Annotated in this window: 22 protein-coding genes; 7 read left to right on the top strand and 15 right to left on the bottom strand. The window is 66.0% G+C overall.

Annotated elements, in window-relative coordinates; genetic code table 11:
* Positions 1–151 precede the first annotated feature (151 nt).
* Positions 152–403 carry a hypothetical protein gene (locus E0H73_RS32145; protein ID WP_131362648.1) on the top strand — a complete coding sequence of 84 codons (252 nt, stop codon included), beginning with the start codon at positions 152–154 and terminating at the stop codon, positions 401–403.
* Positions 404–484: 81 nt separating this feature from the next.
* On the opposite strand, the gene E0H73_RS32140 is transcribed toward E0H73_RS32145, so the two are convergent.
* Positions 485–973, bottom strand: a complete 489-nt coding sequence (locus E0H73_RS32140; RefSeq protein ID WP_131362646.1) for a hypothetical protein — start codon at positions 971–973, stop codon at positions 485–487.
* A gap of 195 nt (positions 974–1,168) precedes the next feature.
* Here E0H73_RS32140 and E0H73_RS32135 point away from each other — a divergent pair, with 195 nt between their 5' ends.
* Positions 1,169–1,399 carry a hypothetical protein gene (locus E0H73_RS32135; RefSeq protein WP_131362644.1) on the top strand — a complete coding sequence of 77 codons (231 nt, stop codon included), beginning with the start codon at positions 1,169–1,171 and terminating at the stop codon, positions 1,397–1,399.
* Between the two features lie 7 nt (positions 1,400–1,406).
* Here the strand turns inward: E0H73_RS32135 and smpB are convergent, their stop codons facing one another.
* From smpB to E0H73_RS32115, 4 genes are all read right to left on the bottom strand, one after another.
* Complete coding sequence (gene smpB / locus E0H73_RS32130; protein WP_131362642.1) at positions 1,407–1,886, bottom strand: SsrA-binding protein SmpB; 480 nt, start codon at positions 1,884–1,886, stop codon at positions 1,407–1,409.
* A 63-nt stretch (positions 1,887–1,949) separates the two neighbouring features.
* The gene (locus E0H73_RS32125; protein ID WP_131362640.1) at positions 1,950–2,996 is read right to left on the bottom strand and encodes a hypothetical protein; all 1,047 of its coding nucleotides are present in this window, start codon (positions 2,994–2,996) and stop codon (positions 1,950–1,952) included.
* A 122-nt stretch (positions 2,997–3,118) separates the two neighbouring features.
* Positions 3,119–3,406, bottom strand: a complete 288-nt coding sequence (locus tag E0H73_RS32120) for a hypothetical protein (protein ID WP_131362638.1) — start codon at positions 3,404–3,406, stop codon at positions 3,119–3,121.
* Between the two features lie 104 nt (positions 3,407–3,510).
* Complete coding sequence (locus E0H73_RS32115) at positions 3,511–3,870, bottom strand: YciI family protein (RefSeq protein ID WP_131362636.1); 360 nt, start codon at positions 3,868–3,870, stop codon at positions 3,511–3,513.
* A gap of 148 nt (positions 3,871–4,018) precedes the next feature.
* On the opposite strand from E0H73_RS32115, the gene E0H73_RS32110 reads away from it, so the two are divergent.
* Positions 4,019–4,441 carry a hypothetical protein gene (locus tag E0H73_RS32110; protein ID WP_131362634.1) on the top strand — a complete coding sequence of 141 codons (423 nt, stop codon included), beginning with the start codon at positions 4,019–4,021 and terminating at the stop codon, positions 4,439–4,441.
* 228 nt (positions 4,442–4,669) lie between these two features.
* Here E0H73_RS32110 and E0H73_RS32105 read toward each other — a convergent pair whose 3' ends face one another.
* Positions 4,670–4,963, bottom strand: coding sequence for a hypothetical protein (locus tag E0H73_RS32105; RefSeq protein WP_131362632.1), 294 nt, complete (start codon positions 4,961–4,963; stop codon positions 4,670–4,672).
* A gap of 169 nt (positions 4,964–5,132) precedes the next feature.
* Positions 5,133–5,714 carry a helix-turn-helix domain-containing protein gene (locus tag E0H73_RS32100; protein ID WP_131362630.1) on the bottom strand — a complete coding sequence of 194 codons (582 nt, stop codon included), beginning with the start codon at positions 5,712–5,714 and terminating at the stop codon, positions 5,133–5,135.
* Positions 5,715–6,023: 309 nt separating this feature from the next.
* On the opposite strand from E0H73_RS32100, the gene E0H73_RS32095 reads away from it, so the two are divergent.
* The 4 genes from E0H73_RS32095 to E0H73_RS32085 all read left to right on the top strand — a co-directional run bounded on the left by E0H73_RS32095 (position 6,024) and on the right by E0H73_RS32085 (position 8,617).
* Positions 6,024–6,596, top strand: coding sequence for an SAM-dependent methyltransferase (locus tag E0H73_RS32095; protein WP_238164406.1), 573 nt, complete (start codon positions 6,024–6,026; stop codon positions 6,594–6,596).
* 163 nt (positions 6,597–6,759) lie between these two features.
* On the top strand, positions 6,760–7,494 hold the full coding sequence (locus E0H73_RS32090) for a Type 1 glutamine amidotransferase-like domain-containing protein (protein ID WP_131362628.1): 735 nt from the start codon (positions 6,760–6,762) through the stop codon (positions 7,492–7,494).
* A gap of 11 nt (positions 7,495–7,505) precedes the next feature.
* Positions 7,506–7,676, top strand: coding sequence for a hypothetical protein (locus E0H73_RS46105; protein ID WP_165555904.1), 171 nt, complete (start codon positions 7,506–7,508; stop codon positions 7,674–7,676).
* A 323-nt stretch (positions 7,677–7,999) separates the two neighbouring features.
* Positions 8,000–8,617, top strand: coding sequence for a DinB family protein (locus E0H73_RS32085; protein ID WP_131362626.1), 618 nt, complete (start codon positions 8,000–8,002; stop codon positions 8,615–8,617).
* On the opposite strand, the gene E0H73_RS32080 is transcribed toward E0H73_RS32085, so the two are convergent.
* The 8 genes from E0H73_RS32080 to E0H73_RS32045 all read right to left on the bottom strand — a co-directional run bounded on the left by E0H73_RS32080 (position 8,610) and on the right by E0H73_RS32045 (position 14,954).
* On the bottom strand, positions 8,610–9,308 hold the full coding sequence (locus E0H73_RS32080; RefSeq protein ID WP_131362624.1) for a class F sortase: 699 nt from the start codon (positions 9,306–9,308) through the stop codon (positions 8,610–8,612). The genes E0H73_RS32085 and E0H73_RS32080 overlap by 8 nt on opposite strands.
* Before the next feature lies 1 nt (position 9,309).
* A complete protein-coding gene (locus E0H73_RS32075; RefSeq protein WP_131362622.1) occupies positions 9,310–10,263 on the bottom strand; it encodes a hypothetical protein in 954 nt (317 codons plus the stop codon).
* 221 nt (positions 10,264–10,484) lie between these two features.
* Complete coding sequence (locus tag E0H73_RS46660) at positions 10,485–11,663, bottom strand: hypothetical protein (protein WP_202867657.1); 1,179 nt, start codon at positions 11,661–11,663, stop codon at positions 10,485–10,487.
* A 134-nt stretch (positions 11,664–11,797) separates the two neighbouring features.
* Complete coding sequence (locus tag E0H73_RS32065) at positions 11,798–12,202, bottom strand: hypothetical protein (RefSeq protein ID WP_131362620.1); 405 nt, start codon at positions 12,200–12,202, stop codon at positions 11,798–11,800.
* Positions 12,203–12,215: 13 nt separating this feature from the next.
* Positions 12,216–13,202, bottom strand: a complete 987-nt coding sequence (locus tag E0H73_RS32060; RefSeq protein ID WP_131362618.1) for a hypothetical protein — start codon at positions 13,200–13,202, stop codon at positions 12,216–12,218.
* 59 nt (positions 13,203–13,261) lie between these two features.
* A complete protein-coding gene (locus tag E0H73_RS32055; protein ID WP_131362692.1) occupies positions 13,262–13,906 on the bottom strand; it encodes a class I SAM-dependent methyltransferase in 645 nt (214 codons plus the stop codon).
* Positions 13,907–14,048: 142 nt separating this feature from the next.
* Entirely contained in the window at positions 14,049–14,432 is a 384-nt protein-coding gene (locus tag E0H73_RS32050; RefSeq protein ID WP_238164405.1) for a YkvA family protein, read from the bottom strand.
* 42 nt (positions 14,433–14,474) lie between these two features.
* Entirely contained in the window at positions 14,475–14,954 is a 480-nt protein-coding gene (locus E0H73_RS32045; RefSeq protein ID WP_202867656.1) for an NUDIX domain-containing protein, read from the bottom strand.
* Between the last annotated feature and the right edge of the window lie 41 nt (positions 14,955–14,995).

The following is a 14,995-nucleotide window of genomic DNA, read 5'->3' as shown; positions in this document are numbered from 1 at the left end:
CGAGGCCGCGGCTTCTTCTTGCCCATGGGCTCCATGATGAACATCCTTCCGGAGCACAAGCTCCTGATCTCGGATGTCCGTCAAAACGGGTCAGGCCCATACGCCTCATCTATCTTCCCGGGGTACGCCCCGTTCGACGACGCGGGCAAACATGCTCGAGGGGGCGGCGCTCGAGGAGCTCGAGAAGGAGTCGGAACTCGAGTTCGGCCGAGTGTGCGGGATGCTCCGGGACCACAGCTCAACGGCGACAGTCGCCGCTGCCTTGCTCCGTGACTGGGCGCTCGAGTCTGGCTTGGCCGTTGACCCTGTCGAGCGCATCGAGGAGATCCTGCGTCGACGCGACGTCTTCGTCGAGGACGCAGCCCGGGCACTCCTCGCAGCACTCGGAATGCTTGCATCCTGAGGATGTCCAAGCCGTCCGCGACGTTGGGGATGTCCATCGAGCACTTCGGATGACGCCAGACGACCGTCTGTCACACGCTCACTAGTCGCGCCCGCGAGTCGAGCGGAGGCCATTGTCGTCTACCCACCAATAGCCGCCCCGTACCTCGGGAAGCTGGCCGGCGAGCAACTGGTCCAGCACAGCCAGACCCTCATGAGCCCACGGAGCAAGCGCCGCAGGTGCGTCGATCGGCGGGTCCACACCGAGAGCGGCGGCACGACGTACGAAGGCGGGATCTGTCACCTCGACAAGGGCATCATCGCTGGCGAGGCGGCCATCGATCGGCGGAATCGCGGCGCGGATGAGTTCGACGAGGTGATCGTTTGTCACATAGTCGTCCAGCGCTGCATCCACCGCGCCCGTGATACAGAGCGCAGCGTTCAGCGCCCATCGGTCCAGCAAGGCATCGAGTTCAGGTTCGCTCGTGGTCAGCGGGTCAAGCTCGGCCACGAGCAGCGCAAGGACGACACTCACCGCCGAATCACGAGTCCAGAACGACTGCCCACGGAACTCGACCCTGCTCGTACCCATGACAGGAGACTAGGACGCCGCGAGACCAATCCGGCCACGCCGCGACCCGCGTCTTCGCACTGTCGCAGATCACCTGGCGGACATCCGTCACACATCACCCGATCGAGGACAAACCAGTGACTGCCCCTTCGGCCGGATCGGTCTCTTATGGATCAAGGATTTCCGCACAAGCGGGCTTTCGAGACCGAGGGAATCATGGTCGAACTCTTCCTGGTACAAACCCCAGAAGCCGGTCCATTCACCGACTTCTGGGGGGTCAACCGTCACGATTGGCCGTCCGACGTGTTCAACATCCGGCCGGGAGAACTTTGGGTGGCGAGTGCCACGTCCCTGACCGGCTACCGGGCGGCATTCCACGCCCTGCAACCGACAGTGGACGGCAAACAGGTGAGTTCGCAGGAATGGCTCGAGCACCACATCAGGTAACCCAACGTCAGTCGGAGCGGCCCTTTAGGCGGCGGTTTACTGCGCGTTCCACCTCTCGGGTTGCCTCGCGTTCGGCTAGGGCGTGGCGCTTGTCCCAGGTCTTCTTGCCGCGGGCGAGGGCGATCTCCACCTTGGCGCGACCGTCCTTGAAGTAGAGGGTCAGCGGGACGATCGTCAGGCTGCCCTCGTTGATCTTGCGCTCGATCTTGTCGATCTGGGCACGGTGGAGCAGCAGCTTCCGCTTGCGGCGGGAGCCACCGTTGAACCAGCGGGCCTGGGAGTACTGCGGGATGTGTACGCCGTGCAGCCAGAGCTCCCGGTCCTCGACCTGGGCGAAGCCACCGACCAGGGACGCGCGCCCGGCACGAAGGGCCTTCACCTCCGGCCCCTGCAGCACGATCCCTGCCTCCCAGGATTCGCCCAGGTGGTAGTCATGGGCAGCCTTGCGGTTGCGTGCGACCACGGGTTCCGCGTCTGGCTTCTTCACACGACGATTCTGCCCCGACGAGCCAATTGACGCCGAACTCGTTTCCCTGGCCGAGGCGCAGTACTAGCCGGCCAGCTCGGCGACCCTGGCCAGATACTGCCGTGGTATCTCGGCCCGGGTTCGGAGCTCGATCGGATCGGCGTACGGGACCAGGCGTAACCACGACACGAGCCGGTGCACACCGACCAGCGCCTCGGTGGCGGTGATGTCGTCTCGCAGCAACCGTGGGTCGGCGTCGAGGTGATCACGCCATGCCGCGAGATAGACGTCGAGCAGTTCGTCGTGGTCCGTACGAGACAAGGGCGCTCGGGTCCATTCGACCACTGAGTCGAGGAAGCCGTGCAGCGAGACGAACGGATGGCCCCAGATCGCGTTGCCGACGTCGAAGAACCGCGGCCGGAGTACGCCGGTCGAGCGGTCGGCGAAGATGTTCGCGGGGTACACATCGTTGAGCTCCAGGTCGAGCGGAACGATGTCGCTGAGGTACGCCGTACGTCGATCCAACACCTCAGCGGCAAGCTCAGCTCGTTTCAGCATGTCTGGCTCGGGCCGCAGCGGATGTCCGGGCTGCAACGACGCCCATTCCTGGGCCACGGCCCGCACTCGGTCGCCTGCCGCGCTCGGTGCAAGCCCGATGATCCCGGGGTGGTCGGCCACGTTGAGACGGCCGAGGAGGGCGCACTGAAGATGGGCAAGCGCGCGTACGACGATGCGGCGCGTCGGCTGATGACGGACGTCAGGATGCGTGAGCGTCGTACCCTGATCGTCCGTGAGCAGCCAACTGCGTTCACGATCGACTGCGATCGGCGCGATCAGGTCATCCGGCGCGAGCCGGGCCAACGCGGCGACCAAACCGGCCTCGAATCGATGGCCAGGATTGTTCTCCTTAAGCCACACCAGCCCCTCGACGGACGGATAGCAGCGCACCACAGACCAGAAACGGGCCCGATAGGTGACCGGCGTACCGCTGATCCGACGACCCCGCTCGGCGAGGCGGCGACCAACCCAAGCATCTGCTGTCTGCGTCCACTCCGGCGACGTCCAGCGGCGGACCCACTGGCCCTCAGCGTCTGGGCCAAGAGGTCTGGCCGGCGGCGGGTTATGCGGCACCCCCGCGACGCTAACGGCCCGCCCCGACACATCAACCACGAGACACGCGACGTACGGACTCCCGATGAGCGGGCATCACCGACTCGCGAAGTCGATGTCCGACGACGTCGCGGAGCGATGGCTCACTGGATGCGGGACAACAAGAAGTCCCGCATCGATTGCGTGGGCTCGTAGAAGCCCCAGACACCATTAGAGAACTCACCAGCTGCGAACAAGGCAGCGGGCTCAACTCCTGAGAGCGTGTAGCCGCTCATGGTGTGCCGCTGGGCGGGGTAGGTCGGGTGGGCAACCACTACGCCCCCCACCGGTACAGGCTCCCACTCAAGCTTCCACGGGTTGGTGCCGGCGATATCAACTGGGTCGCCCTCGACCACTATCGCCCGGAACTCCCAACCCTTTGAGATGTCCACGCCGTCAGTGTGTCCCATGGTTGCCCGGCCACGCGTGACCTACTCGGATCTGTTGCTCGGGGGCGCCATGGTCCTCACCGGTGGTGAGGACCATGGCGGTGGGGTTAGTCGGTCTTGGGTTGTGGCTTGAAGCGGCGTACTTCGTGAGGCCAGCCGCAGCCCTCCGCGATCTTGCCGGCCCACATCTTGGCGGTCTCGTCATCGGGCACGTCCACCAGGGCGAACCCGCCCAGAAACTCCTTGGTCTCGACGTACGGCCCGTCGGTGATCAACACCTCGCCACTGGTGGGGTCGGCGTTGTAGACCGGGCCGTCCTCCTCTTCCAGTCCCCCGGCAAAGACGTACACGCCGGCGGCCTTCATTTCGTTGACGACCGCCATGGCGAGCGGGCCGCGCCCACGGAACCACTCCTCGGTGTGGTCGCCCACCCACTGCTGGTTGAAGTAGATGAGGTACTCGGGCATGTCTGCTCCTCCGGCTCCAGCGGACCCCATGTCCGCCTCCACCAACGCTACGAACGGCCTCCGGTCGATCCGACAACCGACACCAAAAGAATTTACGGGGTCGGATCTCTGGGGTCCTGGGGCCATCCGCAGAGGTACGATCCCGAGGGTGGCGCAGTACCTGTTCAACCTCGTCAAGGCCGACGGCCAAGCCGTGCGCGAGCTGGCCGCTGGGTTCCTGCGAGCCAGTATGTGGGGCGTCGATGCCGACGAGGCGCACGCCGATGCGCTTGCGCCCGGCGATCAGGTTCTCATCTATCTAGGCGCACCCGAGCGGGTGTTCATCGGCCGCGCAGAGCTTGCCTCGGCTGTCCATGATTGGACACCGTCCGAGGCGCAGGGGTATCCAGGCGATTCCACTCGCGGAGTGCTGCTGGCTCACGTCGAGGAATGGGACCCACCCGTGCCGATGCAAACAGTGCTGCCGCGAATCCCCCCGTCCGAGAAGGCAAAGGCCGACTTCGACACCGGCGTCGTTCGCATCACAGCCATCGAATACGAAACAGCCCTCGCCGTGGCAGCTGAACGCTAACGACCGCCGCATCCATGGCCCTCCTCAGTCCGATTGGCTTCGCTCGCGAGAAGTCGTGCGGTCCTGACGACGTACGGCTGGAGAACCAGTCCCATCAGTTGGCATCGCGCGTGTCGAGACGGACCGATGATTTGCCAACAGTCGTTCGGCCCTGACTGCCAGAAGCTGTATCTCACGCTCGATGTCCTCGCCGTCGAGAATGAACTCGAGCGAGTCCTCGTCGGTGTACTAGCGGTAGATCACCTGTTCAAGTTCGTCAGCCGACGCATTCTCCATGTGCAGACGCCCAGCGAGAGCGACGATGTCGGAAGCATCTTTGCGGCGCTGGGCAACCAACTTGGTGGCCAGCAGAAACTCGTCGGCGGCGTACGTGATGTGTAGACCAGGCCCATCACCGCGTTGCAAAGCGCCTTCTGGCAGTGGCGGCATCCACGGAGTGGCTCGGGTGTTCAGCCAGTCTTCGGGGAGCTTGCGTTGGCTTGCCATTGCGCGAGCTTCGTCGACCACGACCTCGTCGCGCATGATGGCGTCGATGTCCTCCGTACGGCGAGGTTGTCATTCGAGGTGACGGCAATCGCGGCGTCTCCGACGACAAAGACCGATGCAGAGGTGCCACGCGTCTTGAGTCGCTTGTCGAGCTCAGACAGGAGGTCGACGATTTCGCCGGCTGTGAATTCGTTGCGCGTGTCGCTCACGCAGTCACCAGGTCACGAGCAGGGACAAAGATGTTGGCCCGCGCCAGGTAGTCCGGAGTTTGCTCGATGATCTCGTCGCGGTCCAGGAACGGATGCTCGGGGACCCATGGATCCGAGAGCACCTCGACCTTGGTCCATTCGGGTGGATCCTCGCCCGCTGCCTCGAATTCGTGGGCAGTCAGGACGGCGAGCAGCGTATCGAAGCCCGCCTGACCAGTCGTTCCCGGCGCTGCCTCCCAAGCTGCTTCGGAACCATCGTGACGGCGAAGCAGCAAGCGCAGGTGGTCGCGGCCCTGGAGCAACATCCGCCACGCCCATTCCTCATCACTCGCCTCGCGAATGGCTGTCGCTGTAGCCGGGGCAGTCATAATCCGATACTCACGCGCCCTGTGTAGGGCGTGAGCAATCCGCCCAGCCCGCAGGACGAACTGCGCCGTGGGCTTGGTCTTGCCAGAACGATAGGTGGAGAGGCGGGGAGCAGAAGTGCGGAGCGCAGTGGCGAACGCAGCCTGGGACAGCCCGCTCTCGGCGAGGGCGTGGTTCAGCAGTTCGCTCACCGCCTGACTGTCCTTGTCCATCTTTGACACTCCTAGATCCCTTATCTAATCAGATAATAGTCCGGTCGCCTCGCCAAGCCAACGCCAACCGGCCGTGGATAACTGGTTGCCTGGTTGGTGGTGCTCCTTGAGACTCCGGTCGCGTGGATGATGGGGAGCTTGAAGGGCTGTTGAAGAACGAGCGGTATCCGCGGTCTGCTGGGTACTCGGCTCGGTGGATGATTGACGGGGCGATGGGGCCGAACCCTGTGTGGCAGGCGGAGGCATTGACCGATCTCATGCCGCTCGAGCCCGGCATGCGGGTGCTCGACCTGGGATGTGGCACCGCTTTTGAGCTCGATCTTCCTGGCGAAGGAATTCGGCGTTGAGGTGTGGGCGACTGACCTGTGGATCACGCCCGGCGAGAACCTGCGCCGCGCGGCCGAGGCTCAGGTGGAAGACCAGGTTCACCCCGTCTATGCCGAGGCCCATGCCCTGCCGTTCGCCGAGGACTTCTTCGATGCGCTCGTCAGCATCGGCGCCTACCACTACTTCGGCACCGACGATCTCTACCTCGGCTACTTCTCACGCTTCGTGAAACGCGGCGGCCGGATCGGCATCGTTCAGCCCGGTCTCGCCCAGGAGTACGAGACGCTTCCCCCACCACACCTTGCGCCGTACTGGAAATGGGACTTCTGCGCGTGGCACAGCCCCGCCTGGTGGCGCCGGCACTGGGAGAAGACCGGCCTGGTCACCGTCGAGGTCGCCGATCGCCTGCCCGACGGGTGGCGAGACTGGTTGCAGTGGAACGAGGCCTGCGACCACGACAGCGGTACGCCGGGACAGGAAGAAGCGCAGATGCTTCACACCGACGCCGGCCGCACCCTCGGCCTCACCCGAGTCATCGCCCGCCGCAACAACTAGCCGCCGCCACGTCAATGAGCAGCTCGGCTATGCCCCCGCACAGTGCGTGCACTGGATGATGCGGCCACTTCACTGACCTGGTGTGGCAGCTCTACTGGCGGTGGCGTCGCGGATGTCGTTGACTGTCGCCGTACTACGCGCCGGCAACTCAGGAAGGTAGAACATGAGAGCTCTCCTTACGTCGAGCGGGATCAAGAACGACAGCATCCGCGACGCGCTGGTTGACCTGCTGGGCAAACCGATCGCCGAGTCCAACGCCCTGTTCATCCCCACCGCCCTCCTCCCGTTTCCCGGCGGCCCTGGCATGGCGTGGGAAACGATCGCCGGCAAGCGTTCGTCGTTGTTGTGCGGTCTGGGCTGGAAATCGCTCGGGATCCTGGAACTGTCGGCGCTGCCAAGCATCGAGAAGGACACTTGGATGCCGGGGGTCCGCGACGCCGACGCACTGCTGTTCGGGGGCGGCGACCCCCTGTTTCTCGCCGGCTGGATGCGGCGCTCCGGTCTGACCGATCTCCTGCCGACGCTGCGCTCCGAGGCGGTCTACGTGGGCGTGAGCGCCGGGAGCATCGCCGCTACCTCCACCTTCATCGAGACCTTCGTCGACCCGCCCCGCTCGAGCGACGGACCGCTGAAGACGGAGAACATCGTCTTCGCCACGCCCGAGGGTGACCTCGACAGGATCCTGGTCACGGGACAAGGAGCGGGACTCGTCGACTTCGGGATCATCCCCCACTTCGAGCACCCGTGGCACCTCGACGCATCCGTGGCCAACGCCGAGAAGTGGGCGGCAAGGATCCCTGCGCCGACGTACGCGATCGACGACGACACCGCGATCAAGGTGGTCGACGGCGCCGTCGACGTCGTCTCCGAGGGCCAGTGGAAGCTGTTCCAGCCCTGACGGAGGCTGAGATGAGCGAGCAGGGGTGGCGGCAGTTCCCTGCCGCGGAGGGTGTGGACGACTGGGTCGTACTGCACGGCGGACCGACGGCGGTGTTCCGCGTCGCGTCGCTCGGTGCGGCGGCCCAGGTTGCGGCGGCGGTCGCGCAGGTCCCGGGCCTCGAGGACTCGGGACGCTGCTGACGATCGCCGATGGCTGCCTGACCGTGCGGTTGACCCGCGGCATCTGGCGGCTGCAGCAACGGCGTCTCGACTTCGCGCGGGCGATCTCTGCGCTCGCCCGTTGCGACATGCCATGCACGTCGACGTGTCGGCAACCGCGCCGGCAACCGCGCCTGGCCCGACGGCGCCACACTCGGCGATCCCAGCGCTGAGTGAGAGCGCAGTGGCGGCCGCGGCCCGCTGCACGGCGACCGGTTCGGCGCACCCGAGTCGTGTTTCCGGGTTGAACGCAGTCGTCGGCCGATGAGCGGAGCGGCGCCGGGTACTGCGGCTACGATCCGGCGATGGATGTCGACTGGAACGGCGAGTTGGTCGATCAGCTCGAGTCGCATTGGCGACATCGGCTGCGGCCCCGACTCGACGGCCTGACCGATGACGAGTACTACTGGCAGCCGGTTCCCGACTGCTGGACGATCAGCCGCCGAGGAGCGAGCTCGGCCGCGATGTCATTCGGCGCGGGAGACTTCACCTGGGATTACGGTGAGCCGCAAGACCCGGAGCCGGTGACCACCATCGCCTGGCGTCTCGCCCACCTGATCGTTGGATTCGCGGAGATGAACGGGACCCACTTTGACGGCCCGCCGACGTACATCGCGACCTTCAACTATGCGGGCACAGCCAAAGAAGCGCTCCGTCAACTCGATGACGCCCACGACCTGTGGGTCAAGGGCGTCCGGAGCCTCGGCGCAGCAGGCCTCGCCCAACCGCAAGGCCCGACAGCCCCACCCGAATTCGCAGACGCACCAATAGCAAGGCTCGTCCTGTACACGAGCCTGGAAGTCTTCCACCACGGCGCCGAAATCTGCCTGCTCCGCGACCTTTACCTACGAAACCGCCCGATCCACATCGGCGCCGAACAGACCGCTCAACCCATGGGCCGTCACGACCGAGGAGCTACGTGATCGGCAGCGCGAGCACGACGACGTTGCTGAGGTAGACCTTGCCGTTCCAGTCCTCACAAGTCACGAGCACCAGCCGAGCACGAACACTTTGGTCGAACAGTTGCGTCGCCCGCTTCGCGAGTGCGGCTTTCCGGTACGTCGTCACCGTCGCGACCCGGTAACGCAACTGACCACGTGCCGTCGACACGACGACGACGGACCCGGGGACCAGCCGGTCGAGCTTGTCGAAGGCCCCACCGCCGTTGTGCACCGTGTGCCCGGTGATGACCGCGGAACCACGCGCGCCGCCGGGCTGTGCGCCTCCTGACCACCAACCGACCGTCGACGGATCTGATGGCGGTGTCAGCGCACCGTGTGCGGCCTTGATGGCGACGACTGGAGCTTTGACGTCGAGTTGCGCAATGGTGAGGCTGGTCGGCCGTCCAGCGCGAGCCGCCGGGACACGGCCGGTCGATGAGGTCGTGGCAGCAGCGGACGAAACTGCCCGGGGTGGTTCCGCGACCGCCTCGTTCGAGCGTCCCGCAACCGCTGCTGCCGGCGAAGCAGAGCCCGTCGGTGACGGCGACGTACCAGCGTCGTCGTCATTGAACTGCAGGTACGCACCAGCCGCGAGCACGCCCGCGCCGACAATCGCGACCGCCCCGCTCCACCGGAGTGGGGCGCGACGGCCGCGACGGCGGGCAGAACTCATATCAGGCGCTGTGCCTTCCGCGTCGCCGGAGACCGACAACCACTCCACCGGCAAGCATCAGGCCACCGGCCGCGAGCAGAAGACCACCTGCCAGGCTGAACGGGCTGTTGCTACCGGCAAGCGAACCGGTCGAGCCGCCACCGAGACCGGCGTCGACCTCGGTCGGCACACCGGGAGTGGGCGATTCCGAGCCACCCGGTACGTCGGAGGCCGGAGTCGACGAGGTCGCGGTGGGCGGAGTCGACGGGGACTCCGACGGCGGGGTCGACGGAGACTCCGACGGGGTCGTCTCCGGTGTGGTCGGAGGCGTCGTCGGTGGGGTCGTCTCAGGCGTCGTCGGAGGCGTGGTCGGCGGAGTCGTCTCCGGCGTGGTGGGCGGCGTGGTCGGAGGCGTCGTCGGCGGGCTGGTGGGCGGGGTGGTGGTGTTGCAGCCCTCGACCCAGAAGACCTTGTGCTTGACGTCGTGGCCCTTCGAGCCGGGGGCGTTGACGGTGAGCTTCACGTGGTAGCCCTGCTGGGGATGCGGCTGACCGGTGAACTTCAGCGTGTACGTCTCCCTGGCGTCGAGGTCGGTACCGCCACCGGCCGCATCCTCACCGATGAACGGGTGCAGATTGCCGGACACCACCTGGAGGCCGGCATCCGCGGTCGGCGCCTGGTCCTCGAAGGTCACCGTGGCGTTGAACGACGCGTCCTTGTCGTAGTTGTAGAACTCGACCACGAACGTGCAGCCCTGGTGGGGGTTGTTGTCCGGTTGGTCGCTCTGGAGCTCGTCGTCCTCGATCTTGACCGTGCCGTTGTTGCCTGGCGGGTTGCCATGGCCGTTGGCGGCAGCCGACTGGTCGGCGTTGGCCGACGGCGCTACCAGGAGAGCTGCCCCGCCGAGCAGCAGTGACAACGCGCCGGCGGCGGCGAAGATGCTCGCGGCACGGGAACGGGTACCCACGGGGGTCATGTCTGTCCTCGAACGGTGCAGGGAATGGTCCAGGAGAAGTATTTCGGTCCCATCACAGCAGTCAAGGTGGTTCGGTAACGATTGGCCACGCAGTGAAGGAAGTTGTCCACAGCCCCTGTGTACAACTGCATCTCGGCCCGCGCCGGCGAACCTCGTGTTCACCGGCGCGTCGCCGGAACGTTGCCGATGACAAGGGCCACCGGTACGTCGTCGTCGAGCCGTCAGCCGGAGTGACGGCCGGTACGGCGGAGCGCGGTGATCGAGCCGCCGGCGAGCAGCATGCCGCCGATCGTCATCAGGATTCCGCCTGCTTCATCGGAGTGGTCGTCGGTCGCCGCCGTGGCCGCGGACCGGGTCGGCGGACCGGCGAGTCCAGCATTCACCGCCGTCGGCACACCCGGCGAGTGCGGACGTTCAGTGTGGTGGGTCGCCGGCGGTGTGCCCGATGGCGCACCCGACGAACTGCCCGAAGGGGCACTGGACGACGTCCCTGAAGACGGACTGCTCGGAGGCGTGGTCGGCGGTGTCGTCGGCGGCGTGGTTGGGGGCGTCGTCGGAGGCGTCGTCGGAGGTGTAGTGGGCGGCGTCGAGCCAGGAGGTGTGGTCGGTGGCGTGGTGGGAGGAGTGGTCGGAGGCGTCGTTGGCGGCGTCGTCGGAGGCGTCGTTGGCGGCGTCGTCGGAGGTGTCGTGGGCGGCGTGGTCGGAGGTGTCGTGGGCGGCGTGGTCGGAGATGTCGTGGGCGGCGTGGTCGGAGGCGTGGTGGGAGGTGTGGTCGGAGGCGTCGTGGGAGGAGTGGTCGGCGGCGTCGTGGGCGGCGTGGTCGGTGGCGTCGTCGGTGGCGTGGTGGGAGGTGTGGTGGGCGGCGTGGTTGGTGGGGCGTCGCAGCCCTCGACCCAGAAGACCTTTGATTTGCTGTCGTTGCCTTGCGACCCAGGTGCGGTCACGGTGACCTTCACGTGGTAGCCCTGCTGCGGTTGCGGTTGCCCGGTGAACGCCAGCGTGTAGATCTCCCTGGCGTCCAGGTCCGTACCGCCGCCGGCCGGGTCCCCGCCGATGAACGGGTCCAGGTTGCCCGACACCACCTGCAGTCCGCCGTCCGCGGTGGGAGCCTGGTCCTGGAAGATCACCTGCGCGGAGTACGGACCCTCGTCGTAGTTGTAGAACTCGATCGCGAACGTGCAACCCTGATGCGGATTGTTGTCGGGCGGACCGCCGTCGATGTCCACGCCGTCGATCTTGATCGTGCCGTTGTTCCCCGGCGGAGCGGCCAACGCGGCACCGGCCGGCCAGGAAGCATCGGTGGGCCTGGAGATCAGCACCCCCGCCCCGATCAGAACCGTCAACGCTCCAGCTGCGACAGCCGCTCCCGCGAGCCGCGCACCAACCCGTTGCATGACCATGCCCGTCCCCCTGTCTGACAACGCGGTCAAACCATGGGCGGAGATCTCATCTGCAGTATGAGGCTTCCGTTGCCTAAGTCAACAACATGGGCCATCTGAGCGCCGGCGGGTAGTGCGTCTGTCAGCCAGTTCGATCAGGCCCGGAAGCGCTGGCCGTTCGAGCCGCCATGCCGGATCTGGTCGAGTGACCAAAGGTTGTCCGAGCAGTCGTCGAATGCGTACCCGCCCTCGGCCAGGAGACGCTCGACAAGGTCACGCATTTCGGCTTGGTAGTCCCCGCGACCGGAAACACGAACCTCGACCCAAGCGCCCGCGAGTTCATCACTCACCTGCCGCAGGGCATCCAGCTCGGGTGCAGAGAATGAGCCCTCGTCCTCCAGCGCTTGGATCAGGTCTTGGGCTGATTCGTGGCGGGTCAGGGTGACCTCGAGCCGGTGTTCGGCTTCGAACCATTCTGATCCTGCGCGTTCGCCGAAGCTGTCGAGGAGGGACGTCAGCTGAGGCAGCTCCATGTTCGGGAAGACCTGGACTGACCTCATGCTCAGCAGTGTTTCAGAGGTTGGCGTGGTGCCACGTGCGGCCTGCGATGTTGGGTGGGTGGGTTAGCGAGGGCTGGATTGCGTGCCAGGTTGCGTCCCAGGTTTGGGGGTGCTGCGTGAGGGTCTGGCACACAGTGTGTGCGAGCTCGGCCGGGGTGTGGTTTGTCCACGGGAAGTCGACGAAGATCTGATAGGTGTTGCTGAGCTGGAGTGCTACCCGGAACACGGCTGAGTTTCGGTAGTCGTTGGCGACCCAACTCGGCTTCAAGCCGTGGGTGAGAAGTGCCTGCTGGTCGAGGTCGCGCAGGATGAGTCGCCCCGCGGTCCGGTCGGACGTTTCCCAGTCGTAGTTGGTCGCCAGGCGATCGACCTGAACGTCGTACTCCGCCGCAGCGAAGGTGACTCCGCGATTGATGGGGACTTCGTACAGCCAGTCCCAATGGACGAGATCGTCATCCCTCACGATCGTGACGTCGGTCGAACCGCAGCCGTACACGCCGCACTCGCACCGCGCGATCGGGATCGTATGCGCCTCCGCGGTGGCGACGAGACGGTTGTCGGGGACGAGTACGTCGTACGGATCCATCCCGAGCCCGGCCCCGACCGCCGTCATCTCGACATCGTTGACGTAGACAAGCACCTGGAATCCACCGCCGGACTCATCGGGTACGTCGGCCACCTCGAACCGGATCGCGTCGACGCCGGGGCGACGTACGGTCCCACCTCCGGCAGCAACGGCCTGGCCCACCCGGAGAGTTCCCGGCAGGGGAATACCGAGCTCTTCGAACGTGGTGTCGACCAGCGTCTGAAGGTCACCCAAGCGGTCTCGCGGCGAGGCTCCCGCGAGTTCACGCAGTGCAGGCGAGTCGAGTCCATCCGCGAGAGCGGCACATGCGGTGTCGATCAGATCGTCCGTGCCGAAGCCGGTTTTCGTGTTCCACCGCGCGACCGCATCAAACAGCCGCTGCTCCGGGACTACCCGACCCTGGTCCTCGCTCACGACAGCATCATCCGGCAACACCCCGTCCCGACACACACCGATTTGATCAAGCAGCCCGACTAAATGGGTTTGCGGGCGATGAGGTAGCCGTGGGGTGTGGTCTCCGTGTCCTGGGGTTCGCGGATTGTGGTGGTCCAGGGGGTGAAGCCGGCGGCTTGTAGGAGGGTGGCCAGGTCGGTGGGTTGTTGGCGGTACCAGGTGATGGAGATGGGGGTGCTTAAGAATTCGGTGCGGTGGTTGTGTTCGGTGCCGATCTGGAAGGCGAGCATGAGTACGCCGCCTGGTGCGAGGACTCGGTGGAATTCGGCGAAGAGTTGTGGGCGCTGGTCCCACGGGATGTGGATGATCGAGTAGTAGGCGAGCAGTCCGCCGAGGGCTGCATCCGGAAGGTCCATCGCCAGCATCGAACCCTCCTCGAACCGGAGGTGCGGGTGGGTACGACGAGCCAACGCCAGCATCCCGGGCGACACGTCGATGCCGAACGCATCCAGCCCCAACTCCGACAGCAGGATCGTCACCCGGCCCGGTCCACAGCCAACATCGGCGACAAGATCGTTGCCGCCGGCCCGTACCAGCTCCGCGAAGGCGGCGAACAGCGCACGGTCGAGGGGCCTGTCATCCAGATCGGACGCCACGACGTCGGCGTGCTCGGAAGCAAGAGCGTCGTACGAGTCCCGCAGGGCGGCAGCAAACGAAGCATCCATCACGACCCGGCACACTAACCGCCACCACCGACAGTCGGAACCTGGCGAGGCCTCGGACAGCGGCCACGCCGTCGGAGGATCGGGGCGAGGTGGCGGATGGCGGCCACGCCTCAGAGGATCCCGGCGAGGCGGCGGACGGACGTCAGGGGAGTCGGGCGAGGCGGCGGATGGCGGCTAGGGCGTTGGGGGATCCGGGCCAGTGGCGGTCGAGGGCCTCGGTGCCTGCCCGGCGGGTGACTGAGCGGAGGGCGAACGCGACGATCACCGCGTCGTCGGCGTACCCGATCACCGGGATGAAGTCGGGCACCAGGTCGAACGGCAGCGCGAGGTACGCGAGCAAGAGCCAAAGCCGGACCCGCACCCCACGAGGCAGCGTCGGATCAGCGGCGAGGCGACGCAGGAGCCGGACCAGATCGGGCAGCAGACGCAGAGCTTCACGGACGCGCAGTTCGTCCGGCCGGCCGATCCACAGCGCGGCGATCAGCGCGAGCCAGAGCAGCAGCACGCCACCAACAACACCCGCCACCACAGACCACCACGCAGCCGACACACGACCATTCTCCCGAACTCACAGAGGCGCCGACCCGTTCTCCAGGTAGGCGGTCGTAGACAAGGCAAGGGAATCCAGCGCGGCTGCGACCCGGGCGTACTGGTTGGAGTCGAGCAGTTGCTCGGCCTCAGCCAACTGCACGAAACGAATCGCACTCGCTTCGGTGGGGTCGAGAGCGATGCGGTCAATCTCGGACGGCGTGAGTACGCCGCCATCGAAGATGAACGCGACCACCTCAGTGAAGTCCCCGAACTGCGGCACCCAATCCACAGCGAGCAGCGCCCCAGGTTCCACCACGAGCCCGATCTCCTCCTCCACCTCGCGCTGGGCAGCCCGCCGTGGCGACTCGTCCTGTTCGACCGCACCACCAGGCAGGTCCCAGGTCGGCTTGTACGGCGGATCGAGCACCAGCAACCGCCCTGCCTGGTCCGTGAACAGGCAGTCGGCCGCCATCCGTTTGGTCGGGAACTTCGCGGTGAAATGAGCCTCGTCAGTCACGTCGCCCAGAAAACCACAGGTGCTCGGGGGCAGTTTCGTGT

Origin of the sequence: Kribbella pittospori (genome assembly GCF_004331465.1) — a bacterium.
GTDB classification, from domain to species: domain Bacteria; phylum Actinomycetota; class Actinomycetes; order Propionibacteriales; family Kribbellaceae; genus Kribbella; species Kribbella pittospori.
This window is presented reverse-complemented; position numbering and strand designations above follow the sequence as displayed.

Bases quoted from the DNA above. Each gene is read 5' to 3' on its own strand.
- E0H73_RS32080 (WP_131362624.1), bottom strand. From the start codon at position 9,308: ATGAGTTCTGCCCGCCGTCGCGGCCGTCGCGCCCCACTCCGGTGGAGC.
- E0H73_RS32055 (WP_131362692.1), bottom strand. From the start codon at position 13,906: ATGGATGCTTCGTTTGCTGCCGCCCTGCGGGACTCGTACGACGCTCTT.
- E0H73_RS32145 (WP_131362648.1), top strand. From the start codon at position 152: ATGCTCGAGGGGGCGGCGCTCGAGGAGCTCGAGAAGGAGTCGGAACTC.
- E0H73_RS46105 (WP_165555904.1), top strand. From the start codon at position 7,506: ATGAGCGAGCAGGGGTGGCGGCAGTTCCCTGCCGCGGAGGGTGTGGAC.
- E0H73_RS32105 (WP_131362632.1), bottom strand. From the start codon at position 4,963: ATGCGCGACGAGGTCGTGGTCGACGAAGCTCGCGCAATGGCAAGCCAA.
- E0H73_RS32140 (WP_131362646.1), bottom strand. From the start codon at position 973: ATGGGTACGAGCAGGGTCGAGTTCCGTGGGCAGTCGTTCTGGACTCGT.
- E0H73_RS32085 (WP_131362626.1), top strand. From the start codon at position 8,000: ATGGATGTCGACTGGAACGGCGAGTTGGTCGATCAGCTCGAGTCGCAT.
- E0H73_RS32135 (WP_131362644.1), top strand. From the start codon at position 1,169: ATGGTCGAACTCTTCCTGGTACAAACCCCAGAAGCCGGTCCATTCACC.
- E0H73_RS32090 (WP_131362628.1), top strand. From the start codon at position 6,760: ATGAGAGCTCTCCTTACGTCGAGCGGGATCAAGAACGACAGCATCCGC.
- E0H73_RS46660 (WP_202867657.1), bottom strand. From the start codon at position 11,663: ATGGTCATGCAACGGGTTGGTGCGCGGCTCGCGGGAGCGGCTGTCGCA.
- E0H73_RS32115 (WP_131362636.1), bottom strand. From the start codon at position 3,870: ATGCCCGAGTACCTCATCTACTTCAACCAGCAGTGGGTGGGCGACCAC.
- E0H73_RS32065 (WP_131362620.1), bottom strand. From the start codon at position 12,202: ATGAGGTCAGTCCAGGTCTTCCCGAACATGGAGCTGCCTCAGCTGACG.
- E0H73_RS32075 (WP_131362622.1), bottom strand. From the start codon at position 10,263: ATGACCCCCGTGGGTACCCGTTCCCGTGCCGCGAGCATCTTCGCCGCC.
- E0H73_RS32100 (WP_131362630.1), bottom strand. From the start codon at position 5,714: ATGGACAAGGACAGTCAGGCGGTGAGCGAACTGCTGAACCACGCCCTC.